The sequence below is a fragment of the Variovorax sp. SG517 genome, assembly GCF_013376045.1.
Classification (GTDB): Bacteria; Pseudomonadota; Gammaproteobacteria; order Burkholderiales; family Burkholderiaceae_C; genus Variovorax.
The window spans coordinates 210411-232708 of record NZ_JABMJG010000009.1; the positions used below are offsets into that span (position 1 = coordinate 210411).

21 protein-coding genes and 1 riboswitch are annotated in these 22298 nt (G+C 68.3%); of the genes, 16 read left to right on the forward strand and 5 right to left on the reverse strand.

The features are described 5' to 3' along the window. The gene (locus FHT32_RS26030) at window positions 1–1179 is read left to right on the forward strand and encodes an acetyl-CoA C-acetyltransferase (protein WP_176667475.1); all 1179 of its coding nucleotides are present in this window, start codon (window positions 1–3) and stop codon (window positions 1177–1179) included. A gap of 51 nt (window positions 1180–1230) precedes the next feature. Here FHT32_RS26030 and FHT32_RS26035 read toward each other — a convergent pair whose 3' ends face one another. Continuing rightward, window positions 1231–1875: a glutathione S-transferase family protein gene (locus FHT32_RS26035; RefSeq protein WP_176667476.1), complete on the reverse strand. Its 645-nt coding sequence runs from the start codon at window positions 1873–1875 to the stop codon at window positions 1231–1233. 28 nt (window positions 1876–1903) lie between these two features. Between FHT32_RS26035 and yghU the strand changes: the two genes are divergently transcribed. Together yghU and FHT32_RS26045 are read left to right on the forward strand one after the other, a co-directional pair. Continuing rightward, window positions 1904–2782: a glutathione-dependent disulfide-bond oxidoreductase gene (gene yghU, locus FHT32_RS26040; protein WP_176667477.1), complete on the forward strand. Its 879-nt coding sequence runs from the start codon at window positions 1904–1906 to the stop codon at window positions 2780–2782. A 44-nt stretch (window positions 2783–2826) separates the two neighbouring features. Next, a complete protein-coding gene (locus FHT32_RS26045) occupies window positions 2827–3417 on the forward strand; it encodes an NADPH-dependent FMN reductase (RefSeq protein WP_176667478.1) in 591 nt (196 codons plus the stop codon). Between the two features lie 460 nt (window positions 3418–3877). On the opposite strand, the gene FHT32_RS26050 is transcribed toward FHT32_RS26045, so the two are convergent. Further along, window positions 3878–4786: a LysR family transcriptional regulator gene (locus FHT32_RS26050; protein ID WP_176667479.1), complete on the reverse strand. Its 909-nt coding sequence runs from the start codon at window positions 4784–4786 to the stop codon at window positions 3878–3880. Between the two features lie 106 nt (window positions 4787–4892). On the opposite strand from FHT32_RS26050, the gene FHT32_RS26055 reads away from it, so the two are divergent. Genes FHT32_RS26055 through FHT32_RS26075 form a run of 5 tightly spaced genes read left to right on the forward strand, consistent with a single transcriptional unit; the run spans window position 4893 to window position 9889 of the window. Continuing rightward, window positions 4893–5885, forward strand: coding sequence for a tripartite tricarboxylate transporter substrate binding protein (locus tag FHT32_RS26055; RefSeq protein ID WP_176667480.1), 993 nt, complete (start codon window positions 4893–4895; stop codon window positions 5883–5885). A 15-nt stretch (window positions 5886–5900) separates the two neighbouring features. Continuing rightward, window positions 5901–6797 carry a MaoC family dehydratase N-terminal domain-containing protein gene (locus FHT32_RS26060; protein ID WP_176667481.1) on the forward strand — a complete coding sequence of 299 codons (897 nt, stop codon included), beginning with the start codon at window positions 5901–5903 and terminating at the stop codon, window positions 6795–6797. Between the two features lie 18 nt (window positions 6798–6815). Beyond that, complete coding sequence (locus FHT32_RS26065; RefSeq protein WP_176667482.1) at window positions 6816–7997, forward strand: CaiB/BaiF CoA-transferase family protein; 1182 nt, start codon at window positions 6816–6818, stop codon at window positions 7995–7997. Next, window positions 7994–8845 carry a CoA ester lyase gene (locus FHT32_RS26070; RefSeq protein WP_176667483.1) on the forward strand — a complete coding sequence of 284 codons (852 nt, stop codon included), beginning with the start codon at window positions 7994–7996 and terminating at the stop codon, window positions 8843–8845. Before FHT32_RS26065 ends, FHT32_RS26070 begins: the two co-directional genes overlap by 4 nt. Before the next feature lie 36 nt (window positions 8846–8881). Next, window positions 8882–9889 carry a tripartite tricarboxylate transporter substrate binding protein BugD gene (locus FHT32_RS26075; RefSeq protein ID WP_176667484.1) on the forward strand — a complete coding sequence of 336 codons (1008 nt, stop codon included), beginning with the start codon at window positions 8882–8884 and terminating at the stop codon, window positions 9887–9889. Window positions 9890–9894: 5 nt separating this feature from the next. Here the strand turns inward: FHT32_RS26075 and FHT32_RS26080 are convergent, their stop codons facing one another. Both FHT32_RS26080 and FHT32_RS26085 read right to left on the reverse strand, forming a co-directional pair. Beyond that, window positions 9895–10407 (reverse strand): CinA family protein, encoded by a 513-nt coding sequence (locus tag FHT32_RS26080; protein ID WP_176667485.1) that lies wholly within the window; start codon window positions 10405–10407, stop codon window positions 9895–9897. Further along, window positions 10404–11051, reverse strand: a complete 648-nt coding sequence (locus FHT32_RS26085) for a DJ-1/PfpI family protein (RefSeq protein ID WP_176667486.1) — start codon at window positions 11049–11051, stop codon at window positions 10404–10406. Before FHT32_RS26085 ends, FHT32_RS26080 begins: the two co-directional genes overlap by 4 nt. A 204-nt stretch (window positions 11052–11255) precedes the next feature. Here FHT32_RS26085 and phbB point away from each other — a divergent pair, with 204 nt between their 5' ends. From phbB to ybaL, 3 genes are all read left to right on the forward strand, one after another. Then, entirely contained in the window at window positions 11256–11993 is a 738-nt protein-coding gene (gene phbB, locus FHT32_RS26090; protein WP_093201910.1) for an acetoacetyl-CoA reductase, read from the forward strand. A gap of 126 nt (window positions 11994–12119) precedes the next feature. Continuing rightward, window positions 12120–13463 (forward strand): dicarboxylate/amino acid:cation symporter, encoded by a 1344-nt coding sequence (locus tag FHT32_RS26095; RefSeq protein ID WP_176667487.1) that lies wholly within the window; start codon window positions 12120–12122, stop codon window positions 13461–13463. Window positions 13464–13526: 63 nt separating this feature from the next. Further along, the gene (gene ybaL / locus FHT32_RS26100; RefSeq protein ID WP_176667488.1) at window positions 13527–15239 is read left to right on the forward strand and encodes a YbaL family putative K(+) efflux transporter; all 1713 of its coding nucleotides are present in this window, start codon (window positions 13527–13529) and stop codon (window positions 15237–15239) included. Window positions 15240–15263: 24 nt separating this feature from the next. Here the strand turns inward: ybaL and FHT32_RS26105 are convergent, their stop codons facing one another. After that, a complete protein-coding gene (locus FHT32_RS26105; RefSeq protein WP_176667489.1) occupies window positions 15264–15668 on the reverse strand; it encodes a hypothetical protein in 405 nt (134 codons plus the stop codon). A 172-nt stretch (window positions 15669–15840) separates the two neighbouring features. Here FHT32_RS26105 and FHT32_RS26110 point away from each other — a divergent pair, with 172 nt between their 5' ends. The 5 genes from FHT32_RS26110 to cobW all read left to right on the forward strand — a co-directional run bounded on the left by FHT32_RS26110 (window position 15841) and on the right by cobW (window position 22293). Further along, window positions 15841–16065 (forward strand): hypothetical protein, encoded by a 225-nt coding sequence (locus FHT32_RS26110; protein WP_176667490.1) that lies wholly within the window; start codon window positions 15841–15843, stop codon window positions 16063–16065. 91 nt (window positions 16066–16156) lie between these two features. Further along, window positions 16157–16452: riboswitch (cobalamin riboswitch) on the forward strand. Window positions 16453–16584: 132 nt separating this feature from the next. Further along, a complete protein-coding gene (locus tag FHT32_RS26115) occupies window positions 16585–18777 on the forward strand; it encodes a TonB-dependent siderophore receptor (RefSeq protein ID WP_176667491.1) in 2193 nt (730 codons plus the stop codon). 23 nt (window positions 18778–18800) lie between these two features. Beyond that, a complete protein-coding gene (locus FHT32_RS26120; protein ID WP_176667492.1) occupies window positions 18801–20339 on the forward strand; it encodes a PepSY domain-containing protein in 1539 nt (512 codons plus the stop codon). A 73-nt stretch (window positions 20340–20412) separates the two neighbouring features. Next, window positions 20413–21090 (forward strand): energy-coupling factor ABC transporter permease, encoded by a 678-nt coding sequence (locus tag FHT32_RS26125; RefSeq protein WP_176667493.1) that lies wholly within the window; start codon window positions 20413–20415, stop codon window positions 21088–21090. A 135-nt stretch (window positions 21091–21225) separates the two neighbouring features. Beyond that, window positions 21226–22293 (forward strand): cobalamin biosynthesis protein CobW, encoded by a 1068-nt coding sequence (cobW, locus tag FHT32_RS26130; RefSeq protein ID WP_176667494.1) that lies wholly within the window; start codon window positions 21226–21228, stop codon window positions 22291–22293. Window positions 22294–22298 lie beyond the last annotated feature (5 nt).

Sequence of the window (22298 nt, forward strand, 5' to 3'; positions counted from 1 at the left end):
ATGGAAGACATCGTCATCGTTTCGGCAGCCCGCACGGCAGTCGGCAAGTTCGGCGGCTCGCTCGCCGGCATTCCGGCCACGGAGCTGGGTGCGATCGTGATCAAGGAAGTGATTGCGCGCGCCAACCTCACGGCAGAGCAGGTCGGCGAGGCCATCATGGGCCAGGTGCTGGCGGCCGGCGCGGGCCAGAATCCCGCGCGCCAGGCATGGCTGAAGAGCGGCGGCGCCAAGGAAACCCCGGCGCTGACCATCAACGCCGTGTGCGGCTCGGGCCTGAAGGCCGTGATGCTGGCGGCCCAGGCCGTGGCCACTGGCGACAGCGAGATCGTCATTGCCGGCGGCCAGGAGAACATGAGCGCCGCGCCGCACGTGCTGCCCAACTCGCGCAACGGCCAGCGCATGGGCGACTGGAAGATGGTCGACACCATGATCGTCGACGGCCTGTGGGACGTCTACAACCAGTACCACATGGGCATCACCGCCGAGAACGTCGCCAAGAAGTACGGCATCGACCGTTCCGCGCAGGACGAACTGGCGCTGGGCAGCCAGACCAAGGCGGCCGCCGCGCAGGACGCCGGCAAGTTCAAGGACGAGATCGTCGGCGTGAGCATTCCGCAGAAGAAGGGCGACCCGGTCGTCTTCAACACCGACGAGTTCATCAACCGCAAGACCAGCGCCGAAGGCCTGGCCGGCCTGCGCCCCGCCTTCGACAAGGCCGGCGGCGTGACCGCGGGCAATGCCTCGGGCCTGAACGACGGCGCCGCCGCCGTGATGGTCATGACCGCCAAGAAGGCCGCAGCCCTGGGCCTGAAGCCGCTGGGCCGCATCGCCAGCTACGCCACCGCAGGCCTCGACCCCGCCATCATGGGCATGGGCCCCGTGCCCGCATCGACCAAGGCGCTGCAGCGTGCCGGCTGGAAGGCCGCCGACCTCGACCTGCTCGAGATCAACGAAGCCTTCGCCGCGCAGGCCTGTGCGGTGAACAAGGAAATGGGCTGGGACATCAACAAGGTGAACGTCAACGGCGGCGCCATCGCCATCGGCCACCCCATCGGCGCATCGGGCTGCCGCATTCTGGTGACGCTGCTGCATGAGATGCAGCGCCAGAACGCCAAGAAGGGCATTGCCTCGCTGTGCATCGGCGGGGGCATGGGCGTGGCGCTCACCATCGAACGCTGAGCGGCGTTCCTTCGCTCCGATGACGGCGTCCGGTGCGCCGTTGTCGCCGGCTCAGCGTGCCATCGCCATCGACGGCCGCTGCGCCATCGCCGCGCGCCAGCGCAGCAGCTCGGGGTGCTGCTCCCCGGGCTTGACCCGCACCACGCGGGCGAAATCCACCGCCACCACGGCGGTGATGTCGGCAATGCTGAAGCGGTCGGTGGCGATGAAGTCGCGGCCGGCCAGACGCTCGTTCAGCGTGTCGAAGAAATGCTGGATCCGTGCGAGCCCGCGCTGGGCGAGCTCGGGAATCTGCGCGTAGTTGACCGGGCCGGGCAGCGCGCGGTCGGCCATCGCCGGCGAACTGTTGCGCAGCGTCTCGGCGATGGCGAGCAATCCTTCGAATTCGATGCGCCAGTTCCAGCTGGCGATCTCGGCTTTTTCGCGCGGCGTGACGCCCATCAGCGGCGGCTGCGGATAGCGCGCCTCCGCCCAGGCCGCGATGGCGGCGTTGTCGGTTAGCAGCAGGCCGTCTTCCTCGTCGGTGCGCAAGGCAGGCACGGTGCACTGCGGATTGATCGCGCGGTAGGCCTCGCCCATCTGCTCACCACGGACTAGGTCGACCTGCACGGTCTCGTGCGAAATGCCCTTCTCGGCAAGCAGGATGCGCGCGCGCCGCGGGCTGGGGGCGGTGGCGCAGTCGTAGAGAATGATCATCGTCGGTTCAACTCCAGGAACTCATCGCATGAATGGCACGACAGCCTACACGCCGCCCACCGTCTGGTCATGGAACAAGGAGAGCGGCGGCCGCTTCGCGAACATCAACCGCCCGATCTCGGGTGCTACGCACGAGAAGGAACTGCCGGTCGGAAAGCATCCGCTGCAACTCTATTCGCTCGCCACGCCCAACGGCGTGAAAGTGACGGTGATGCTCGAGGAACTGCTGGCACTGGGCCACGCGGGCGCCGAGTACGACGCCTGGCTGATCCGCATCAACGACGGCGACCAGTTCGGCAGCGGCTTCGTGGCGGTGAACCCGAATTCGAAGATTCCCGCGCTGATGGACCGCAGCGGCGACAAGCCGATCCGCGTGTTCGAGTCGGGCTCGATCCTGCAATACCTGGCCGAGAAGTTCGGCAATGCCTTCCTGCCGACCGAGCGGGCGGCACGGGCCGAGTGCCTGTCGTGGCTGTTCTGGCAGATGGGCAGCGCGCCGTACCTGGGCGGCGGTTTCGGCCATTTCTATGCCTACGCACCCACGAAGATCGAATACGCCATCGACCGCTTCGCGATGGAAACCAAGCGCCAGCTCGACGTGCTCGACCGCCGCCTGGCCGAAAGCCGCTACCTCGCGGGCGACGAATACACCATCGCCGACATGGCCGTCTGGCCCTGGTACGGCACGCTGGCCAAGGGGCAGCTCTACGAGGCGGGTGAGTTCCTGCAGGTGGGCGAATACAAGAACGTGCTGCGCTGGACCGACGAGATCGCCCAGCGCCCGGCCGTGCAGCGCGGCCGCATGGTCAACCGCACCTGGGGCCAGCCGACAAGCCAGCTGCACGAGCGCCACGACGCGGCCGACTTCGACACGCGCACCCAGGACAAGCTGCAGGCGCCGACCTGAGCGAGGCGCAGCACCCCGCCACCCACACAGCCGGAGCAACGACGATGAGCGACAAGATCCTGGTCTTCTACGGCTCCTACCGCTCCGACCGCATGGGCGTGCGCCTGGCCGACTTCATCGTCGCCGGCCTGCGCGAGCGCGGCGACGACGCGGAGTTGATCGACGCGAAGCAGGTCGACCTGCCCATGCTCGACCGCATGTACAAGGAGTACCCCAAGGGCAGCGCTCCCGCCGCGATGGAGGCGCTGGCAGAGAAGATCCGCTCGGCCGATGCCTTCGTCTTCGTCACCGGCGAATACAACTGGGGCCCGCAGCCGGGCCTGAAGAACCTCACCGACCACTTCCTGGAAGAGTGGTTCTGGCGCCCCGCGGCCATCGCGAGCTACTCGGCGGGGCGCTTCTCGGGCGTGCGCTCGGGCACGGTGTGGCATTCGATCCTGTCGGAGATGGGCATGGTCGTGGTGTCGAGCACGCTGGCCGTCGGGCCGATCTCGCAGACGCTAGATGCGGCCGGCGAGCCAACGGGCCCGGCGGGCGAGTCGCTGCAGCGCGCCTTCGGCCGCTTTGCCGACGACCTGGCCTGGTGGACCGAGGCGGCGCGTGCGCAGAGGGCGCGCAAGGCGCCGCCTTATTGATCGCGCACGCCCTGCGGCGAGCGCGCACAGAGCAGCTTGTTCACCGCCCAAAATTTGGGCAGTTTAACTATTCCCTTTATAAAACAACGACTTACATTGCTTTTACAACGCTCCTCATGAGTTATCCCCAAAGTTGTGCACTGAAAATGGGGAAGAAGCCGGCTTTTCCACATTCCCGTCGCAAGTGACTGACCTGACGGTGTTTTCCGTTCACGGGAATCCGTGAAAAATTCAATCGAAAGGCTGTTCCAAGGCCCGGCGGGGCGGTTTTGGCGGCCAAGGTTGTTCACCGCCCAAAATTTGAGCAAACTAAGGAATACCCTTATAAAACAATAACTTGCATTCGTTTTACAAGGCTCCTCATGAGTTACCCCCAAAGTTGCCCACAGAAAATGGGGACGGGAGCGAGTTGTTCAGCAATCGCGCGCAAGTTGCTGTTTTTGCGGTGCCCGCCTCAGCTTTACGTGGGAGCCTGCTGCTCGGCGTAGTGCCGGCATAGCGTGTCGACCAGCGCCTGCGCGTAGATCGGCAGCGCCGCGCGGTCGCGCACGAGCAGGTAGCGCTCCCGCACGCACCAGGCGTCGTCGAGGTCGATCAGCGCGAGCTGCATGCTTTCCTGGTTGCGCCGGGCAGCCGACTCGGGCACCACGCCGATGCCCACCCCGTTGCCGATCATCCGGCACATGGCGTCGAAGCTGCCGAGCTGGATGCGCAGCTTCTGCCGCTTGCCCAGGTTGTCGGTGATCTGCGAAAGAAAGGTCTGCAGCGTGCTGCCTTGCTGCATGCCGATGGCGTCTTCGTCGAGCGTCTCGGCGAAGGAAATCTTCTTGCGCTTGGCGAAGCGGTGCTTGCGCGAGGTGGCGAGCACCAGCCGGTCGGTGCTGAAGTGGATGGCCTCCAGCCCCAGCGTGTCGACCCGGCCGGCGACGATGCCGATGTCGGCGCGGCCGTCGAGCACGCCGCGCGGGATCTGAGCATTCGGTTTTTCCTGAAGGTCGACGTTGATGCGCGGGTTGCGCGCCAGGAAGCCCGGCAGGATCTCGGGCAGGAAGTCGGTCACCGCCGTGGTGTTGGCGAACACGCGCAGGTGGCCGCGCAGGCCGCCGCCGTATTCGAGCAGGTCGGCTCGCAGCTGCTCCGTCTGGTGCAGCACAAGGCGCGCGTGGTGCAGGAAGGCTTCGCCCGGCGGCAGCAGCCGTACGCCGCGAGCCTCGCGCTGCAGCAGCTGCAGCCCGGCCTGGGTTTCGAGGGCCTTGATGCGCGCGCTGGCGGCGGCGAGCGACATGTGCTGGCGCTCGGCGGCCCGTGTGAGGTTGCCGAGTTCGGCCGTGGCGACGAAGAGGCGCAGGTCGGTGAGGTCGAAGAGCATGCCGCGATGGTAGGGGCCGGCATGGCGCGAGCCTTCGGCATTGCAGAAGGCTGGGTTCCGAAATCGCAGATTGCGCGCGAGGGTGGGGCGGCCGACCATGCGGGCCATGGAGACAAGACACACCAAATTCCGCGCATGGGCGCTGCTGTCGCTGGCAGCCCCGCTCGCGCTTGCGGCGGGCTCCGCGCTCGCGCAAACCTATCCCTCCCGCCCTATCACGCTCGTCGTGCCCCAGGCGGCCGGCGGCACCAACGACATCGTCGGCCGCCTCGTCGGCCAGAAGCTCGGCGAGATGATGAACAACGCCAGCGTGGTGGTCGACAACCGCCCCGGCGCGGGCGGCAACATCGGCACGCAACTCGTGGCCAAGGGCCCGAAGGACGGCTACACGCTGCTCATGACCATCAGCAGCAGCCAGGCGATCAACCCGGCGCTCTACAAGAACCCGGGCTTCGATCCCGAGCGCGACTTCAAACCCGTGGGCCTCATCGGCGCGGTGCCCAACGTGCTGCTGGTCAATCCGTCGTTCCCGGCGAAGAACCTCGCCGAGTTCCTGAAGCTCGCACGGGCGAAGGGCGCGAACTACCAGTACGCCTCGGCCGGCAACGGCACGCTCAACCACCTGCTCGGCGAAATGCTCAACAGCATGGCCGGCATCTCGATGCAGCACGTGCCGTACAAGGGTGTGGCGCCGGCTCTCAACGACGTGCTGGGCGGGCAGCTGCCCATCGTGTTCGCGAGCCTGCCTTCGGCGCTGCCGCACATCAAGGCCGGCAAGCTGCGCGCGCTGGCCGTCAGCGGCGAGAAGCGCTCGCCCGTGCTGCCCGACGTGCCCGCCATCGCCGAGGCCGTGCCCGGCTACAACGGCACGCTGTGGATCGGCCTGTTCGCCCCTGCCGGCGTGCCGCCCGATGTGCTCGCCACGCTGCAGGACGCCACGCGCAAGGCGCTGGCCTCGAAGGACCTGCGCGACAAGCTCGACCAGCAGGGCGTGGAGATCGCAGCGCCGACCACCCCCGAACAGTTCTCCGCGCTGCTGCACGACGACCTCGCCAAGTGGGCGCGGATCGTCAAGGCCTCCGGCGCCGCGGTCGACTGAACGACGAAGAAACCCATGAGCGACAACACACAGACTTCATCTCCCGCGATCGACAGCGAAGCGCTGGCCAGGCTGCAGGCCTGGCAGGGCCGCAGCGAGACGCTGGCCGACGACATCACCGCCGCGCCCGTGCGCGCTCTCTCCGCCACGCTCGACCGCGACGATCCGTTGCCGGCAGCCGGCACGCGCCTGCCCGAGCTGTGGCACTGGCTCTATTTCCTGCCGCACCACCGCCAGTCGGAGATCGGCGAGGACGGCCATGCCAGGCGCGGCGGCTTCCTGCCGCCCGTGCCGCTGCCGCGCCGCATGTGGGCGGGCGGGCGGCTCGCGTGGGAGCCGGGCAATCCGCTGCAGGTGGGCGACAGGGCGGAGCGCACCTCGCGCATCGTCTCGGTCACGCACAAGGCGGGCCGTACCGGCGAACTCGTGTTCGTGCTGGTGCGCCACGAGGTACGCAACGAACGCGGCCTCGCGCTCACCGAGGAGCACGACATCGTCTACCGCGCCGCAGCGCAGCCTGGCGAGGCCGGCCCGCCGCCCACGCCCGCCCCGAAGGACGCCGCCTTCAGCCGCGACATCGTGCCCGACGACGTGCTGCTCTTCCGCTACTCCGCGCTCACCTTCAACGGCCACCGCATCCACTACGACCGCCGGTACGTCACGCAGGTCGAGGGCTATCCGGGCCTGATCGTGCACGGGCCGCTGATCGCGACGCTGCTGGTCGATCTGCTGCGCCGCAACGTGCCGGGCGCGCAGCTCGTACGCTTCGAGTTCCGCGCGGTGCGGCCGACCTTCGATATCGCGCCGTTCCGCGTACATGGCAAGCCGGGCGCCGACGGAAAGACGTTCGATTTGTGGGGCGAGGACGCCGACGGCTGGCTCACGATGCAGGCGACAGCCATGCTCGCCTGATCCGGAGAGAAAAGACAAATGACAAGACCCCTGGACGGCATCACCGTCATCTCGCTCGAGCACGCCATCGCCGCGCCGTTCTGCACGCGCCAGCTCGCCGACCTCGGCGCGCGCGTCATCAAGGTGGAGCGCCCCGGCGCGGGCGATTTCGCGCGCGCCTACGACGCCCGCGTGAGCGGCGAGGCCTCGCACTTCGTGTGGGTGAACCGCTCGAAGGAGAGCCTCACGCTCGACCTCAAGCAGCCCGCCGCGCTGGCGGTGCTGCAGGAGCTGCTGGCCGACGCTGACGTGCTGGTGCAGAACCTCGCACCTGGCGCCGCCGCGCGCATGGGGCTGGGCGCGCAGACGCTGCAGGAAAAGCACCCGAGGCTCATCGTCTGCGACATCTCGGGCTACGGCGAGGACGGCCCGTACCGCGACAAGAAGGCCTACGACCTGCTGATCCAGAGCGAGGCGGGCTTTCTCTCGGTGACGGGCACGCCCGAGGAGCCCTGCAAGTCGGGCAACTCCATCGCCGACATCGCCGCTGGCATGTATGCGTACACCGGCATCCTCGCGGCGCTGCTCCAGCGCGGCAAGACCGGCAAGGGTTCGCACATCGACGTGTCGATGCTCGAGGCGCTGGCCGAGTGGATGGGCTACCCGATGTACTACGCCTACGACGGCGCTTCGCCGCCGCCGCGCAGCGCCGCCTCGCACGCGACCATCTACCCCTACGGCCCGTTCCCCGCGGGCGACGGCGGCACCGTGATGCTGGGCCTTCAGAACGAGCGCGAATGGCGCACCTTCTGCGAGAAGGTGCTGCTGCAGGCGGGGCTGGCCGCCGACCCGCGCTTCGACAGCAACGCGCGCCGCAACGAGAACCGCGAGGCGCTGCGCTCGATCATCGTGGAGACCTTCGGCGCGCTGAGCACGACCCAGGTGTTGGAGCGGCTCGACACCGCGCAGATCGCCAACGCCCGCATGAACGACATGGCGGGCCTCTGGGCTCATCCGCAACTGCAGGCGCGCGAGCGCTGGCGGCAGGTCGGCTCGCCCGCGGGCGACATCCCGGCGTTGCTGCCGGCGGGTCGCCAGAGCGCCTTCGACTACCGCATGGACCCGATCCCGGCCGTCGGCGAGCACACCGACGCGATCCTGCGCAGCCTCGGACGTAGCGAGGCCGACATCGCGGCGCTGCGCGAAGCGGGGGCGGTGTGAGCGCGCCGCCGCTTTCGCTGGCGCGCGCCTTTCTCTTCGTGCCTGCCGACCGGCCGGAGCGTCATGCGCGTGCGCTGGCCACGGGGGCGGGCGGCGTGATCGTCGATTTGGAAGACGCCGTCGCGCCCGAGCGCAAGGTGCAGGCGCGCGAGCAACTGGCAGCTTCGTTCGCCGCGCTGCCCGCCGAAGACCGGCGACGGCTGCTGGTGCGCATCAACGCGGCCGGCACGCCGTGGCATGACGACGATTGCGCGCAGGTCGGAGCGCTCGCTGCGCAGGGCCTGATCGCCGGCATCGTGCTGCCGAAGGCGGAACGCGCGGCCGATCTCTCCCGGCTGGCCACCGCGGCAGGCCCCTCGGCCGTACTGGTGCCGCTGATCGAATCGGCCGCCGGCCTCACCGCCGTCGACGAGCTCGCCACCAGCCCGCAGGTCCTGCGCCTGGCCTTCGGCAACCTCGATTTCCAGGCCGACCTGGGCCTGGCCTGCGATGCCGACGAGGTCGAGCTGGTGCCGGTGCGCCTCGCACTGCTGCTGGCATCGCGCCGCGCCGGCCTTGCCGCGCCCATCGACGGGGTTACGCCCGACTGGCGAGACGCCGCCCGGCTGGCGGCCGACACCGCGCGCGCCCGGCGCGGCGGCTTCGGCGCCAAGCTGTGCATCCACCCCGACCAGGTCGCGCCTGTGCATGCGGGGCTCGGCCCCACGGCGCAGGAGCTGGCGTGGGCTCGCCGCGTGGTCGAGGCCATCCAAGCGGCCGGCGGCGGCGTCGTGAGCCTCGACGGGCGCATGGTCGATGCGCCGGTGGTGCGGCTGGCCAAGCGCCTGCTCGCACTCGAACACACCTGACGACCGGACCAGAGAACAACCAAAGGAGACAAGAAAGTGAAAGCAACGAAGAAGACCTGGAAACTCAAGACCCTGATCGCCGCCTCGGCGGGCGCCTGCCTGCTCGCCTTGCAGGCGCCGGCATCGGCGCAGGCCGCATGGCCCGACAAGCCGGTGACGATGGTCGTGCCGTACTCGGCCGGCGGCCCGACCGACGTGGTGGCGCGTATGCTGGCCATTCCCATGGGCAAGTCGCTGGGCCAGCCGGTGATCGTGGAGAACACCGTGGGCGCGGGCGGCACCATCGCCCCCGCGCGGGTGGCCAAGGCGGCGCCCAATGGCTACACCATCCTGATCCACCACATGGGCATGGCCACCGCGCCGGCGCTCTACAAGAAGCTCAACTACGACCCGGTGAAGGACTTCGAGTACGTCGGCCAGGTGCTGGACGTGCCGATGACGCTGCTCTCGCGCAAGGACTTTCCCGCCAGCAACTACCAGGAGCTGCTGGCCTACGTGAAGGCCAACAAGGACAAAGTGACGCTGGCCAATGCGGGCGTGGGGGCGGTGTCGCAGCTGTGCGGGCTGCTGTTCATGAACCAGATCGGAGTGCAGCTGACGACCGTGCCCTACAAGGGTGCGGGGCCGGCGCTCAACGACCTGATGGGCGGGCAGGTCGACCTGCTGTGCGACCAGACCACGCAGACCGCGCCGGTCATCAAGGACGGCAACCGGGTGAAGGTGTTCGGCGTGACCACGCCGCAGCGGCTGTCGAGCCTGCCGAACATCCCGACGCTGGACGAGCAAGGCCTCAAGGGCTTCGACGTGCGGGTGTGGCACGGCATCTATGCGCCCAAGGGCACGCCGCCCGCGGTGATCGAGAAGCTCAACGCTGCCCTGCGCGCGGGGCTGCAGGACGACATGGTGAAGAGCCGCCTGGCCGAGCTCAGCTCGGAGATCGTGCCGGTGGACAAGCAGACGCCCGAGAGCCTGCGCACGCACCTTGCGGCGGAGGTCGGCAAGTGGGGCAAGGTGATCCGCGCTGCTGGCGTGCAGGCGGACTGAGCTTCTCAGTCGACGGGCTGTGCGCGCAGCGTCTCGTCGAACAGGGCGAGCAGGTGGCGCGCGAACAGGTCCATGTTCGCGGGCCGGTCGGCATTGCCGGTCTCGACGGTGCGGCTCACGGTGACGGGGCCGACGAGCGCCAGGCATACGCGCCCGGGCACGTCGCCGTACGGGCTGGGCGAAGGCCCGGCCGCGCCGCTTTCGGCGATGCCCCAGGTCGCGTGGTGGGTGTCGCGCACCCGGCCGGCGACGAGCAGGGCGTACGGTTCGGTCTCGCCGCGCAGGCCGGTCATGTCTTCGGCGGTCAGGTTCAGCAATGCCCGGCCGGCGCGCCTCGAATAGACGACCGCGCCGCCCTTGAAATAGGCCGAGGCGCCCGCGATGGCGAGCAGGGCGGCCGACACCAACCCGCCCGCCGAGGACTCGACCACCGCCACGGTCTGGCCGCGTGCGCGCAGCGCTTCGCCGACACGTTCCGCGAGCACCGGCAGCGGCTCGGGGAGGGCGGGCGCGCTCATCGGGCCTGGAAGCGCGGACCGGGCCGCTTCACGTAGGCCGGCGCGCGCTCGTGGCTCGCGGTGCTGCCGTAGATGGTGTCCGCGGGGTAGTACTCGGACTGCAGCTGTACCTTGGCGGCGGCTTCCTCGCCCGCGGTGTGGGCGATGTAGGCCAGCATCAGGTCGGTACCGGCCGATACCCCGGCGGAGGTCCAGACGTTGCCGTCCTGCACGAAGCGCTGCTCCACCACCTTCACGTCGCCCAGCGCGCGCAGGCGGTCGAGCGATCCCCAGTGGGTGGTGGCGGTCTTGCCCGACAGCAGGCCGGCCGCGTGCAGCACGAAGGCGCCGGTGCATACCGACATCAGCGTGGTGCATCCGGGCGCCTGGTCGGCGAGGAAGCGGGTCATGACGACGTTGTCGACCTCGCGGCGCGTGCCCATGCCGCCGGGCACGAGCAGGCAGTCGAGCTGCGGGCAGTCGGCGAAGGAGACGTGGGGGTTGATCGACAGGCCCTTGGCGCAGGCCACCGGCTCGCGCTTCTCCGCCACGATCAGGCAGTGCTCGGGACCGCCGGCCAGCTTGCTCCACATGGTGAGCATCTCCCAGGGGCCGACGAAGTCGAGTTCCTCGACGTCGGGGAAGACGATGATCCCGAAATTCATACTTTGGAACTCCTTGGGTTTTTTGCCTGTGCGGACACGCACGGATGAGAGGATAGAGGGTGAGCACGAAGGCCGCCTGACGCAAATCTTCGTGACAGCTGGTTGCAAGCTTGGCTCAGTGTTTTCCTCAGAGGGCCCGTGGCTTGAAACTCGCTAGAGTGAAGGCGGCCGTTCAGGCTTTTGCCATTACACAAAGGAAATCTCATGAGCAAGAAAGTTGCATATGTCACCGGGGGCATGGGTGGCATCGGAACAGCCATCTGCCAGCGTCTCTACAAGGACGGGTTCACCGTGGTCGCAGGTTGCGGCCCCACGCGCGACTACGCCAAATGGCTGGCCGAACAGAAAGCCGCAGGCTTCGAGTTCCACGCGTCGGTCGGCAATGTGGGCGACTGGCAATCCACCGTCGAAGCCTTCTCCGCCGCCAAGGCCGCGCACGGCCCCATCGACGTGCTGGTCAACAACGCCGGCATCACACGGGACCGCATGTTCCTCAAGATGACGCCCGAGGACTGGAGCGCGGTCATCGAGACCAACCTCAACAGCATGTTCAACGTCACCAAGCAGGTGGTGGGCGACATGGTGGAAAAGGGCTGGGGCCGCATCATCAACATCAGCTCGGTCAACGGCGCCAAGGGCCAGGCGGGCCAGACCAACTACTCGGCGGCCAAGGCCGGCATGCACGGCTTCACCATGGCGCTGGCGCAGGAGCTGGCCAACAAGGGCGTGACGGTCAACACCGTGAGCCCGGGCTACATCGGCACCGACATGGTCAAGGCCATCCGCCAGGAAGTGCTCGACAAGATCGTGGCCACCATCCCGGTCAAGCGCCTGGGCGAGCCCAGCGAAATCGCCTCCATCATCTCGTGGCTGGCCACCGATGAAGGCGGCTACAGCACGGGGGCTGACTTCTCCGTCAACGGCGGCCTGCACATGCATTAAGCATGCTGACTTACACCTGATCGACAAGACCCGCTTCGGCGGGTCTTTTCATTTCACCGATGCGGGTTCCACGGATAGAAAACCGCGAATGCGCGTCCTACAGTCTTCAACCCTCCGGAGGCAAACATGGAAAGCACAACAAGCACACCCGCCAGAAAGCTCCCGCTGTACCGCTCGCTCTACGTGCAGGTGATCACCGCCGTGGTCATCGGCGTGCTGCTCGGCCACTTCTATCCGGCGGCCGGCGAGGCGATGAAGCCGCTGGGCGACGGCTTCATCAAGCTGATCAAGATGATCATCGCGCCGATCATCTTCTGCACGGTGGTGGTGGGCATCGCCGGCATGGAAGACATGAAGAAGGTCGGCAAGACGGGCGGCCTGGCGCTGCTGTACTTCGAGGTCGTGAGCACCATCGCGCTCGTCGTGGGGCTGGTGCTGGTGAACGTGCTCAAGCCAGGCGCCGGCATGAACGTCGATCCGGCCACGCTCGACACCAAGAGCATCGCGGCCTATACCGGCCCGGGCAAGATGACCGGCACGGTCGACTTCATCATGAACATCATCCCGAACACCATCGTGGATGCCTTCGCCAAGGGCGAGATCCTGCAGGTGCTGCTGATCGCCGTGATGTTCGGCTTCGCGCTGCACCGCTTCGGCGGCCGCGGCACGCTGGTGTTCGACGTGATCGAGAAGGGCTCGCACGTGCTCTTCGGCATCGTCAACTACATCATGAAGCTGGCGCCCATCGGCGCTTTCGGTGCCATGGCCTTCACCATCGGCAAGTACGGGCTGGGCAGCCTGTTCTCGCTGGGCAAGCTGATGGGCACCTTCTACCTGACCTGCCTGCTGTTCATCTTCGTGGTGCTGGGGCTCATTGCCCGCTTCCACGGCTTCAGCATCTGGAAGTTCATCAAGTACATCAAGGAAGAGCTGCTGATCGTGCTGGGCACTTCGTCCAGCGAATCGGTGCTCCCGCGCATGATGGAGAAGATGGAGAACCTGGGCGCGAACAAGACCTGCGTGGGCCTTGTCATCCCCACCGGCTATTCGTTCAACCTCGACGGCACTTCCATCTACCTGACGATGGCGGCCGTGTTCATCGCGCAGGCGACCAGCACGCCAATGACGCTCACGCAGGAGATCACGCTGCTGGCGGTGCTGCTGCTCACCTCCAAGGGCGCGGCAGGCGTCACGGGCAGCGGCTTCATCGTGCTGGCGGCCACGCTGTCGGCGGTGGGGCACGTGCCGGTGGCTGGCCTTGCGCTGATCCTGGGCATCGACCGCTTCATGTCGGAAGCCCGCGCGCTGACCAACCTGATCGGCAACGGCGTCGCCACCATCGTGGTCGCCAAGTGGACCAACGAGCTCGACGAGGCCCGGCTGCAGGCCGGGCTCAACAACGAGAGCTGGGTGGAGGCGCAGGAGCCCGAGGCGCTCGACGCCGCCCGCACCAGCAAGATGGCCGGCTGAGCTGCCGTCCGCGGATGGCCTGACGAACCAAAAGGCCGGGCATCGTTCCTGCAAAATGCAGCGATGCCCCACAGCGTCTCCCTCATCAACACGATCGCCGCCGGCCTGGGGCTGGCGCTCATGCTCGGCTTTCTTGCGGCCAGGCTGCGATTGCCGGCGCTGGTCGGCTACCTGCTGGCGGGCGTGATCATCGGGCCCTTCACGCCGGGTTTCGTGGCCGACGCGGGCATCGCGGCCCAGCTCGCGGAAATCGGCGTGATGCTGCTGATGTTCGGCGTGGGCCTTCATTTCTCCCTCGACGACCTGCTGGCGGTGCGCAAGATCGCGCTGCCGGGCGCGCTCGCGCAGATTGCGGTGGCCACGCTGCTGGGCGGCGGCCTGGCCCTGTGGTGGGGCTGGAGCCCCGGCGCTGCGCTGGTGTTCGGGCTGGCGCTGTCGGTGGCGAGCACGGTCGTGCTGCTGCGCGCGCTGGAAAGCCTGGGCATCCTCGATTCGTTCACCGGGCGCATCGCCGTCGGCTGGCTGGTGGTGGAAGACCTGGCGATGGTGCTGGTGCTCGTGCTGCTGCCGCCGCTGGCGGGCACGCTCGGCGTGCAGGGCGGGGCAGGCGCAGCTGGCAATGCCGACCCGCTGTGGCAGACGCTGGGCCTCACGCTGCTGCAGGTGGGCGGCTTCGTCGCGCTGATGCTGGTGGTGGGGCGCCGCGTGTTCCCGTGGATCCTCTGGCAGGTCACGCGCACCGGCTCGCGCGAGTTGTTCACGCTGTGCGTGGTGGCGGCGGCCGTGAGCATCGCCTACGCGTCGGCGGCGCTCTTCGGCGTTTCCTTCGCGCTGGGCGCCTTCTTCGCCGGGATGGTGATGCGCGAGTCGCAGTTCGCCCACCGGGCCGCGCAGGAGTCGCTGCCGCTGCGCGACGCCTTCGCGGTGCTGTTCTTCGTGTCGGTCGGCATGCTGTTCGACCCATCGGTGCTGATCGAGCGGCCACTGCAGGTGCTGGCGGTGGTGCTGGTGATCGTGCTGGGCAAGTCGCTCGCGGCCTGCGCGCTGGTGCTGGTGTTCCGCTATCCGCTGGGCACGGCGCTCACGGTGAGCGCGAGCCTGGCGCAGATCGGCGAGTTCTCCTTCATCCTGGCCGGGCTGGGCGTGTCGCTGGGCCTGCTGCCGGTGGAAGGGCAGAGCCTGGTGCTGGCCGGGGCGCTGATTTCCATCGCCACCAATCCGCTGTGGTTCAGCCTGATCGCGCCGATGCAGAAATGGCTGCATGCGCATTCCTCCTTCGCGCGCGGCCTGGAGATGCGCGAGGACCCGTTGGCCGAGCTGCCCATGACCACCGAGGCCAAGTACCTCTCGCGGCAGGTGGTGCTGGTGGGCTACGGCCGGGTCGGGCGCCGCATCGCGGCCGAACTCGACGCCAACGACATTCCCTACGTGGTGGCGGAGCAGAACCGCGAGCTGGTCGAGAAGCTGCGCGAGGCAGGCACGCCGGCGGTGTGGGGCGATGCAGCCGACCCGGCGGTGCTGATCCAGGCCCACATCGCGCGTGCACGCGTGCTGGTGGTTGCAACGCCGGACACCATGAACGTGCGCCAGATGATGGAAACCGCGCGCACGCTCAACCCCGCCATCCAGACCGTGATCCGCAGCCACAACGAGCAGGAAGCGCGGTTGCTCACGCAGGAAACATCAGCCACCGTTTTCCTCGGCGAGCACGAACTGGCTCAGGCCATGGCCCGCGACGTGGTGCAGCGGGCTGTATCGATGGCGGTGCCGGCCTGACGCTTGGCGGGCGCCGCCGTCGGCTCAGAGATCTTCGATCACCAGCGTGCGGTAGCGCTGGGCGATGGAGTAGGGCACGGTGCGCACCAGTTCCATCAGCCGCTCGGCCGCCGCGCCGTCCTTGGTCCTGACGAGCAGGCCGGTATGGCCCTCCTGCGCCAGCTTGGCGTAGGCACGCACCGTCGCCGCGTCGGTGCCGGCGGAGGGAAGGGGGCTGTCGGCCGAACTCACCGTCGGCGCGATCTCCGCGAGCACCGTCTCGGCGGGAAGCAGGTAGACCTCGTCGCCGCTCACGCCTTTTTCGATCAGGCGGTGGCCGATGCGGTCCGCGTCTTGCGCGCTGGGGAACATCACCATCGAGTAGCCGGTCGGGTAGAAGGCGCCGCCGATGCTCGATCGCATGCCGGGTTCAAGAGTGAAGTGCTTCATTGCTGCCTCCTGTTCTTGGTCGGTTCTTCTTCGAAAACTCGGAGATCCCTGTGAATACAACATTAGGTCGCAGCCGGGGCATGCTCTGTAGGAGAACCCCGAAAGCTCTGTCAACCGCACCCGTGCGTTCCCTGTTCATCCAGTAATCAGGCAGCACATTCATCCTCGCACCATGCCCCCCTCGAGAAACATCGCGCTCACCGTCCACGAACTGGAGGCGGGCGAGTTCTACTGGGTGCTGATGGAAGCCGTGGACGACTCGCCCGGCGCGCCCGGCGAAACCTCCCACGTCTACGTGCCGCTGGAGGCGGCCCACGAGCCGTACGCCACCTACTCCAATGCGCTTGTGGCGGGAGTGGCCATGATGCGGCGGCTGTTCGGGCCCGGCGGCCCCTGAGGCCGCCAGCGGGGCCTGGAGGGGCCCGGAGGGGCGCTACCTATAATCCCGCCGTTCCGATGCGGCAGTTTTCATTAGTTACCCGCCGCACCGGACAACACGGTTCGAAGGTGCCCCGCACGCCATCTCATCCTTGGCGACGGGGTTAAACGGGAAGCAGGTGAGCTGCGCCGTCGTTCTCTCCCGAGAGCGATGGACGCGCCAATTCCTGCGCTGCCCCCGCAACGGTCAGCGGATCTGGAACCCTCGGGCTCGTGCCTCATCGATCGGCACGGGCAGCCACTGCGCTTTGGCGTGGGAAGGCGAGGATTTCCGCCGCGGCGTGCATCCAAAGCATGCCGCGGCACTCCGCAAGCCCGGATACCGGCCTTCGCAACCGCCTTCGGACGCTGCGGGAGTGCGTGTCCGGGCCTGCCGCTTCACTCGCCCGCGAGCCGCCGCAGTCCCTTCGCCTCTACCCCCCGCCGCGTCCTTCATCGGTCAGGAGCCTGCGGGGACGCAGGCCGGAGGAGAAACTTCATGGGTCATGCATCGCCGCCAGGACGCGATCGCAGGAGGGCGTCGCAACGGCCGCGGCGCTGGGCGCGGTTTTCGGGGCTTTCCAGTCTTTCGCTGGGTTGGGGGCTGGCCCTGGGGCCCTGTGCGGCGGCCTTCGCGCAAACGCCCGACGGCCAGACCCTCAAGCCGATCCAGGTCGATGCCGAACGGCACACGCCATTGGCCATCGACGAACCCACGCAGACCGGCAGCCGCCTGGGCCTCACGCCGCTCGAGACGCCGGCCAGCGTCGAGGTGCTGTCGGGCGACACCATCCGCGCGCGCGGCGACGTCTCGGTGGTCGACGCCGTCACCCGCGCCACCGGCATCACCGGCTCGCCCGGTCCGGGCAACGGCGGCACCGCGCTGGTGGCGCGCGGCTTCCTCGGCCACGGCTCGGTGATGCAGCTCTTCGACGGCACGCGCCTCTACGCGGGCGCCGGCACCGTCACCTTTCCCTTCGACACCTGGTCGGCCGACCGCATCGAGGTGCTGCGCGGCGCGGCCTCCGTGATGTACGGCGAGGGCGCCATCGGCGGCGCGATCAACGTGGTGCCGAAGAAGCCCACGCGCGGGCCGATCCGCAATGAAGCGCTGCTCACGCTCGGCTCCGACGCCACGCGGCAGGTGGCCTTCGGCAGCGGCGGGGCGATCAACGACCGGCTTTCGTACCGATTCGACATCAGCCAGCGCAACACAGACGGCTTCATGCAGCGCGGCGAGGCCGAGAGCCTGGCCGTGAGCGCGGCCGTGCGGCTCGACGTGTCACCGCAGCTGCAGTTCACGCTCTCGCACGACGAGGGCCGCCAGTCGCCGCAGCGCTACTACGGCGTGCCGCTGATCGACGGCCGCCTGAGCAGCCAGACGCTGCGACAGAACTACAACGTGGACGATGCCGAGATCAAGTACCGCGACAAGTGGACCCGCCTCGACGCCCAGTGGACGCCCAGCGACGCCGTCACCGTGCGCAACCAGCTCTACCGGCTGGAGAGCAAGCGCCACTGGCGCAACAGCGAGACCTACACCTACAGCCCCGCCACCCGCCGCGTGACGCGCGGCGACTACCTGGAGATCGGCCACGACCAGGAGCAGATCGGCAACCGCACCGACGCCACCTTCAGGCACGGGATGTTCGGCCTGGCCAACCAGGTGCTGGTGGGCTTCGACGTGAACCGCATCGACTTCACGCACACCAACGACTCTCCCTACGGTGGCCGATCGGTGGTCGATCCCTTCGTCTTCAGCCCCGGTTACTACGCGTCGCCCGTGGCCTACACGCCGCGCTACAAGACGAAGACCAGCACCTACGCCTTCTTTGCCGAGGACAAGCTGGCCTTCAACGAGCGGTGGTCGGTGGTGGGCAGCCTGCGCTGGGACCACGCGAAGGTCGCGCGCACCGACCTGCAGAACGCCGCCAACAGCTTCGGCAAGACCTTCGAGTACGCCACCGGCCGCCTCGGTGTGGTCTACGCACCCGACGCCTCGCAGTCGTTCTACGCGCAAGTGGCGCGCGCGGCCGATCCGCTGGGCTCGCTGGTGACCACCTCCGCGTCGCAGGCGGCCTTCGACCTCAGCACCGGCCGGCAGGTCGAGGTCGGCTACAAGCGCCAGCTCGCGGACAACCGCGGCGCCTGGACCGTCGCCGCCTACCGCATCGACAAGAACAAGCTGCTGTCGCGCGACGCCATCGATCCGACCGTCACCCAGCAGGTCGGCAAGCAGTCTTCCGAAGGCATCGAGGCCACGCTCGACCTGGCGCTGAGCTCCACGCTGCGGCTCGAGGCCAACGTCGCCAAGCTGCGTGCGCGCTACGACGACTTCAACGAAGTGGTCGGCGGCAGGCTGGTCTCTCGCGCCGGCAACACGCCCACCGGCGTGCCGGAGGAGGCCGCCAACCTCTGGCTCACCTGGCGCTTCCTGCCGCAGTGGGAGGCCGACGTCGGCCTGCGCTACGTGGGCTCGCGCCAGGTCGATTCGGCCAACTCGCGAAAGATCGGCTCCTACACGGTCGCCGATGCGGGCGTGAGCTGGCAGGCGAATCCGTCGCTCAAGCTCGCGCTGCGTGCCTACAACCTGGCCGACCGACGCTATCCGGTGTCGTTCTCGAACGGCGGCAACCAGTGGCTGCTGGGGCGTCCGCGCTCCTTCGAGCTGTCGGCGCTGGTCAGCTTCTGAACGACGGGCAGGACGAAGAACGCATGACCTCCGCATGGCGCCGCGCTTGGCCGCGCATCCGGCACTGGCTCTACTGGACGCACCGGTGGCTGGGCATCGGCGGCTGCCTGCTGTTCGTCATGTGGTTCCTCTCGGGCGTGGTGATGATGTACGTGGGATATCCGAACCTCACGGACGAGGAGCGCCTTGCGGGGCTCTCGCCGCTGCGCTTCCGGCAGGCGACGGTGTCTCCAGCGGCTGCGCTCGAAGCGCTGCCCAAGGATGTGCGCGCCCAGCCGCCGCGGCGCATGGTGCTGGAGACGCAGGGCGGAACCGGCGCCGGCCCCGTCTGGCGCATCGTTGACGCGCGTGGCGGCCGGCATACGGTGTCGGCACGCGACGGCCGCATGCCCGGCCCGGTCGATGCCGTGCAGGCCGAGTCGATCGCGCGCGACTTCTCCGGCCATGCCGGCGCCCGCTGGGCCGAGACGCTGGAGCGCGACCAGTGGACCGTGCCGCAGGGCCTGAACCCGCTGCGACCGCTGCACCGCATCGAGGTCGGCGACGCACCGGGCACCGAGCTCTACGTGTCGCAGGTCAATGGCGAAGTGGTGCGCGACACCACGCGACACGAGCGCTTCTGGAACTGGCTGGGCTCGGTGCCGCACTGGATTTACTTCACGCCGCTGCGCGCCGATCCGCCGCTGTGGCACGACGTGGTGGTGTGGCTGTCGGCCGCCTGCATCGTCTCGGCCGTGACGGGCATCGTCATCGGCATCCTTCGCGTGCGCCTGCGGCGACGTTTCCGCAGCGGGGCGGTCACGCCCTACAGCGGCTGGATGGCCTGGCATCACATCGCGGGGCTGGTCGGCGGCTTCTTCGTGCTGACCTGGATCGTCAGCGGCTGGCTGTCGATGAACCCCAACGGCTGGTTCCAGCGCGGAGCCGGCGATGCCGCGGCGATGGCGAACTACACGGGAGCCGGTACGTCGCCGTTCCCGTGGCCGCCCGCGTCGTTGCCGGCGGACGACGGCGCCGACGCACCCCGCGAGGCCGTGCTGCTGTGGTTCGACGGCAGGCCGCTGCTGCAGCTGCGCGATGCCAAGGCCCGCGTGCGGGTGGTCGATGCCGCCACCGGCGCGCCGGCCACCATCGCGAAGGACGACATCCTGCGCGCCGCCGCCCGCCTGCGCCCCGGCTCGAACATCACCGAGGCCGTGCTCCAGACCCGCGAGGACTTCCACTGGTACGGCCATCACCGCGAGCGCATCGTGCCCGTCTGGCGCCTGCAGTTCGACGACCCGGTGCGCAGCTGGATCTACATCGACCCATCCAGCGGCCAGGTGGCCGGCAGCAGCGACGCCAGCTCGCGCCTGCGCCGCTGGCTCTTCAATGCGGCGCACAGCCTCGACTTTCCCTGGCTCATCCAATACCGGCCGGCCTGGGATCTCGTGATGTGGCTGCTTTCCCTCGTCGGCGCGGTGGCTTCGGCCAGCGGCGTCGTGATCGGCTGGCGACGGCTGCGGCGAAAACCGAAGCCGGCGGCCATGCCGGGCGCGCGGCAGGCGCTGCGGCGTTCATGAACGGGGCTTGCGCCAGCCTGCCCATCCACCAACAATCAACTTTCGCACCGCGGTGCATTTCAGGAGGTGCTCGATGCACATCGAACCAGGTCTAGTCGACGGATCCAAGATATTCCTCAGCTACGCGACGGCAGCCGCCGCGCTTGCCTACACCGGCAAGGTCGCGTTCCAGACGCTCATGAAGGACGGGCCTGCCGCACTGGTGCTGCGCTCCGCCATTGCCATGGCGCTGGTGTTCTGCTTCTTCGAGGTGTTTCCGCATCACCCGGTGGGCGTGTCGGAGGTGCACCTGATCCTGGGCACCACGCTGCTGCTGGTGTTCGGTCTCGCGCCCGCGGCCATTGGCCTGGCGGGCGGCCTGCTGATTCAGGGGCTGTTCTTCGAGCCGCAGGACATTCCGCAGTACGGCATGAACGTCACCACGCTGCTGGTGCCGCTGTTCGCGACCTCCGCGCTGGCGCGCCGCATCATTCCCGAGAAGCTGGCCTATGTGGACATCGGCTACCGCGAGGCTTTCAAGCTCTCGGTGGCCTACCAGGGCGGCATCGTGGTGTGGGTCGGCTTCTGGGCGCTGTACGGACGCGGCACCGGCATCGAGAACATGAGCCAGATCGCCAGCTTCGGCGCCGCCTACATGACGGTGGTGCTGGTCGAGCCTCTGGTCGACCTGGGCGTGCTGGCTGCCGCCAAGGCATGGCGCCGGCTGCAGGGTTCCGTCTTCGTCGAGCGCCGCCTGTACGGCGGCGTCTGACCTCTTCCTCTCGTCGCTTCCCCGGGGCAGGCCTCGGGGAGGCTGTCCGTTTCCATCGGTGGCGCCGGAATCATCCGGCGCCACTTTCGCCTTGCTGGTGCGCCCCGCTCGCGAGCGCCTGAAAGAATCCACCCCATGACCCCAAGCAACGCCAAGATCCCCGTCACCATCGTCACGGGCTTCCTCGGCAGCGGCAAGACCACGCTGCTGCGCCACATCCTCGGCAACGCCGAAGGCCGCCGCATCGCGGTGATCGTCAACGAGTTCGGCGAGCTGGGCATCGACGGCGAGATCCTGCGCGGCTGCGGCATCGGCTGCGACGACGAAGGCAACGAGCGTGAAGGCGCGCTCTACGAACTGGCCAACGGCTGCGTCTGCTGCACGGTGCAGGAGGAGTTCCTGCCGGTGATGCTGCAACTGGCCGAACGCCGCGGCGAGCTCGACGCGGTGCTCATCGAAACCTCCGGCCTCGCGCTGCCCAAGCCGCTGGTGCAGGCCTTCCAGTGGCCGGACATCGCCAACATCTTCACCGTCGATTCGGTGGTGACGGTGGTCGACGGTCCCGCCGCCGCCTCGGGCCAATTCGCCGAGAACCCGCAGGCGGTCGATGAAGCCCGCCGCGCCGATCCCAACCTCGACCACGAATCGCCGCTGCACGAGCTGTTCGAAGACCAGCTCTCGGCCGCCGACCTCGTGGTTCTCAACAAGACCGACCTGATGGACGACGCGGCGCGCGCCAAGGTCGAGGCGCTGGTGCGCGAGGAACTGCCGCCCGAGGTGAAGATCGTCGCCGCCAGCGAAGGCCGGCTGCCGCTCGCGCTGCTGCTGGGCCAGGGCCGCGCGGCCGAGGACACCATCCACCTGCGCGAGAGCCACCACGACCACGAGGAAGACCACGACCACGACGAGTTCGATTCGCTCGTGATCGAGTTGCCGCCCGTCGAGCGCGACAGCCTGCTGGCCGCGCTCGGCAAGCTGGTCGAGCAGCACACCATCTACCGCGTGAAGGGCTTCGTCGCCGTGCCGGGCAAGCCGATGCGCCTGCTGGTGCAAGGCGTGGGCCGCCGCTTCGACCATCACTTCGACCGCCGCTGGCGCGACGGCGAGGCGCAGCGCACGCGGCTGGTGTTCATCGGCGAAGACCTGGACGAAGGCGCGCTGCGCAAGGCGCTCGAAGAGGCGAGCGCGGTCGCCACCGCCTGACGCCC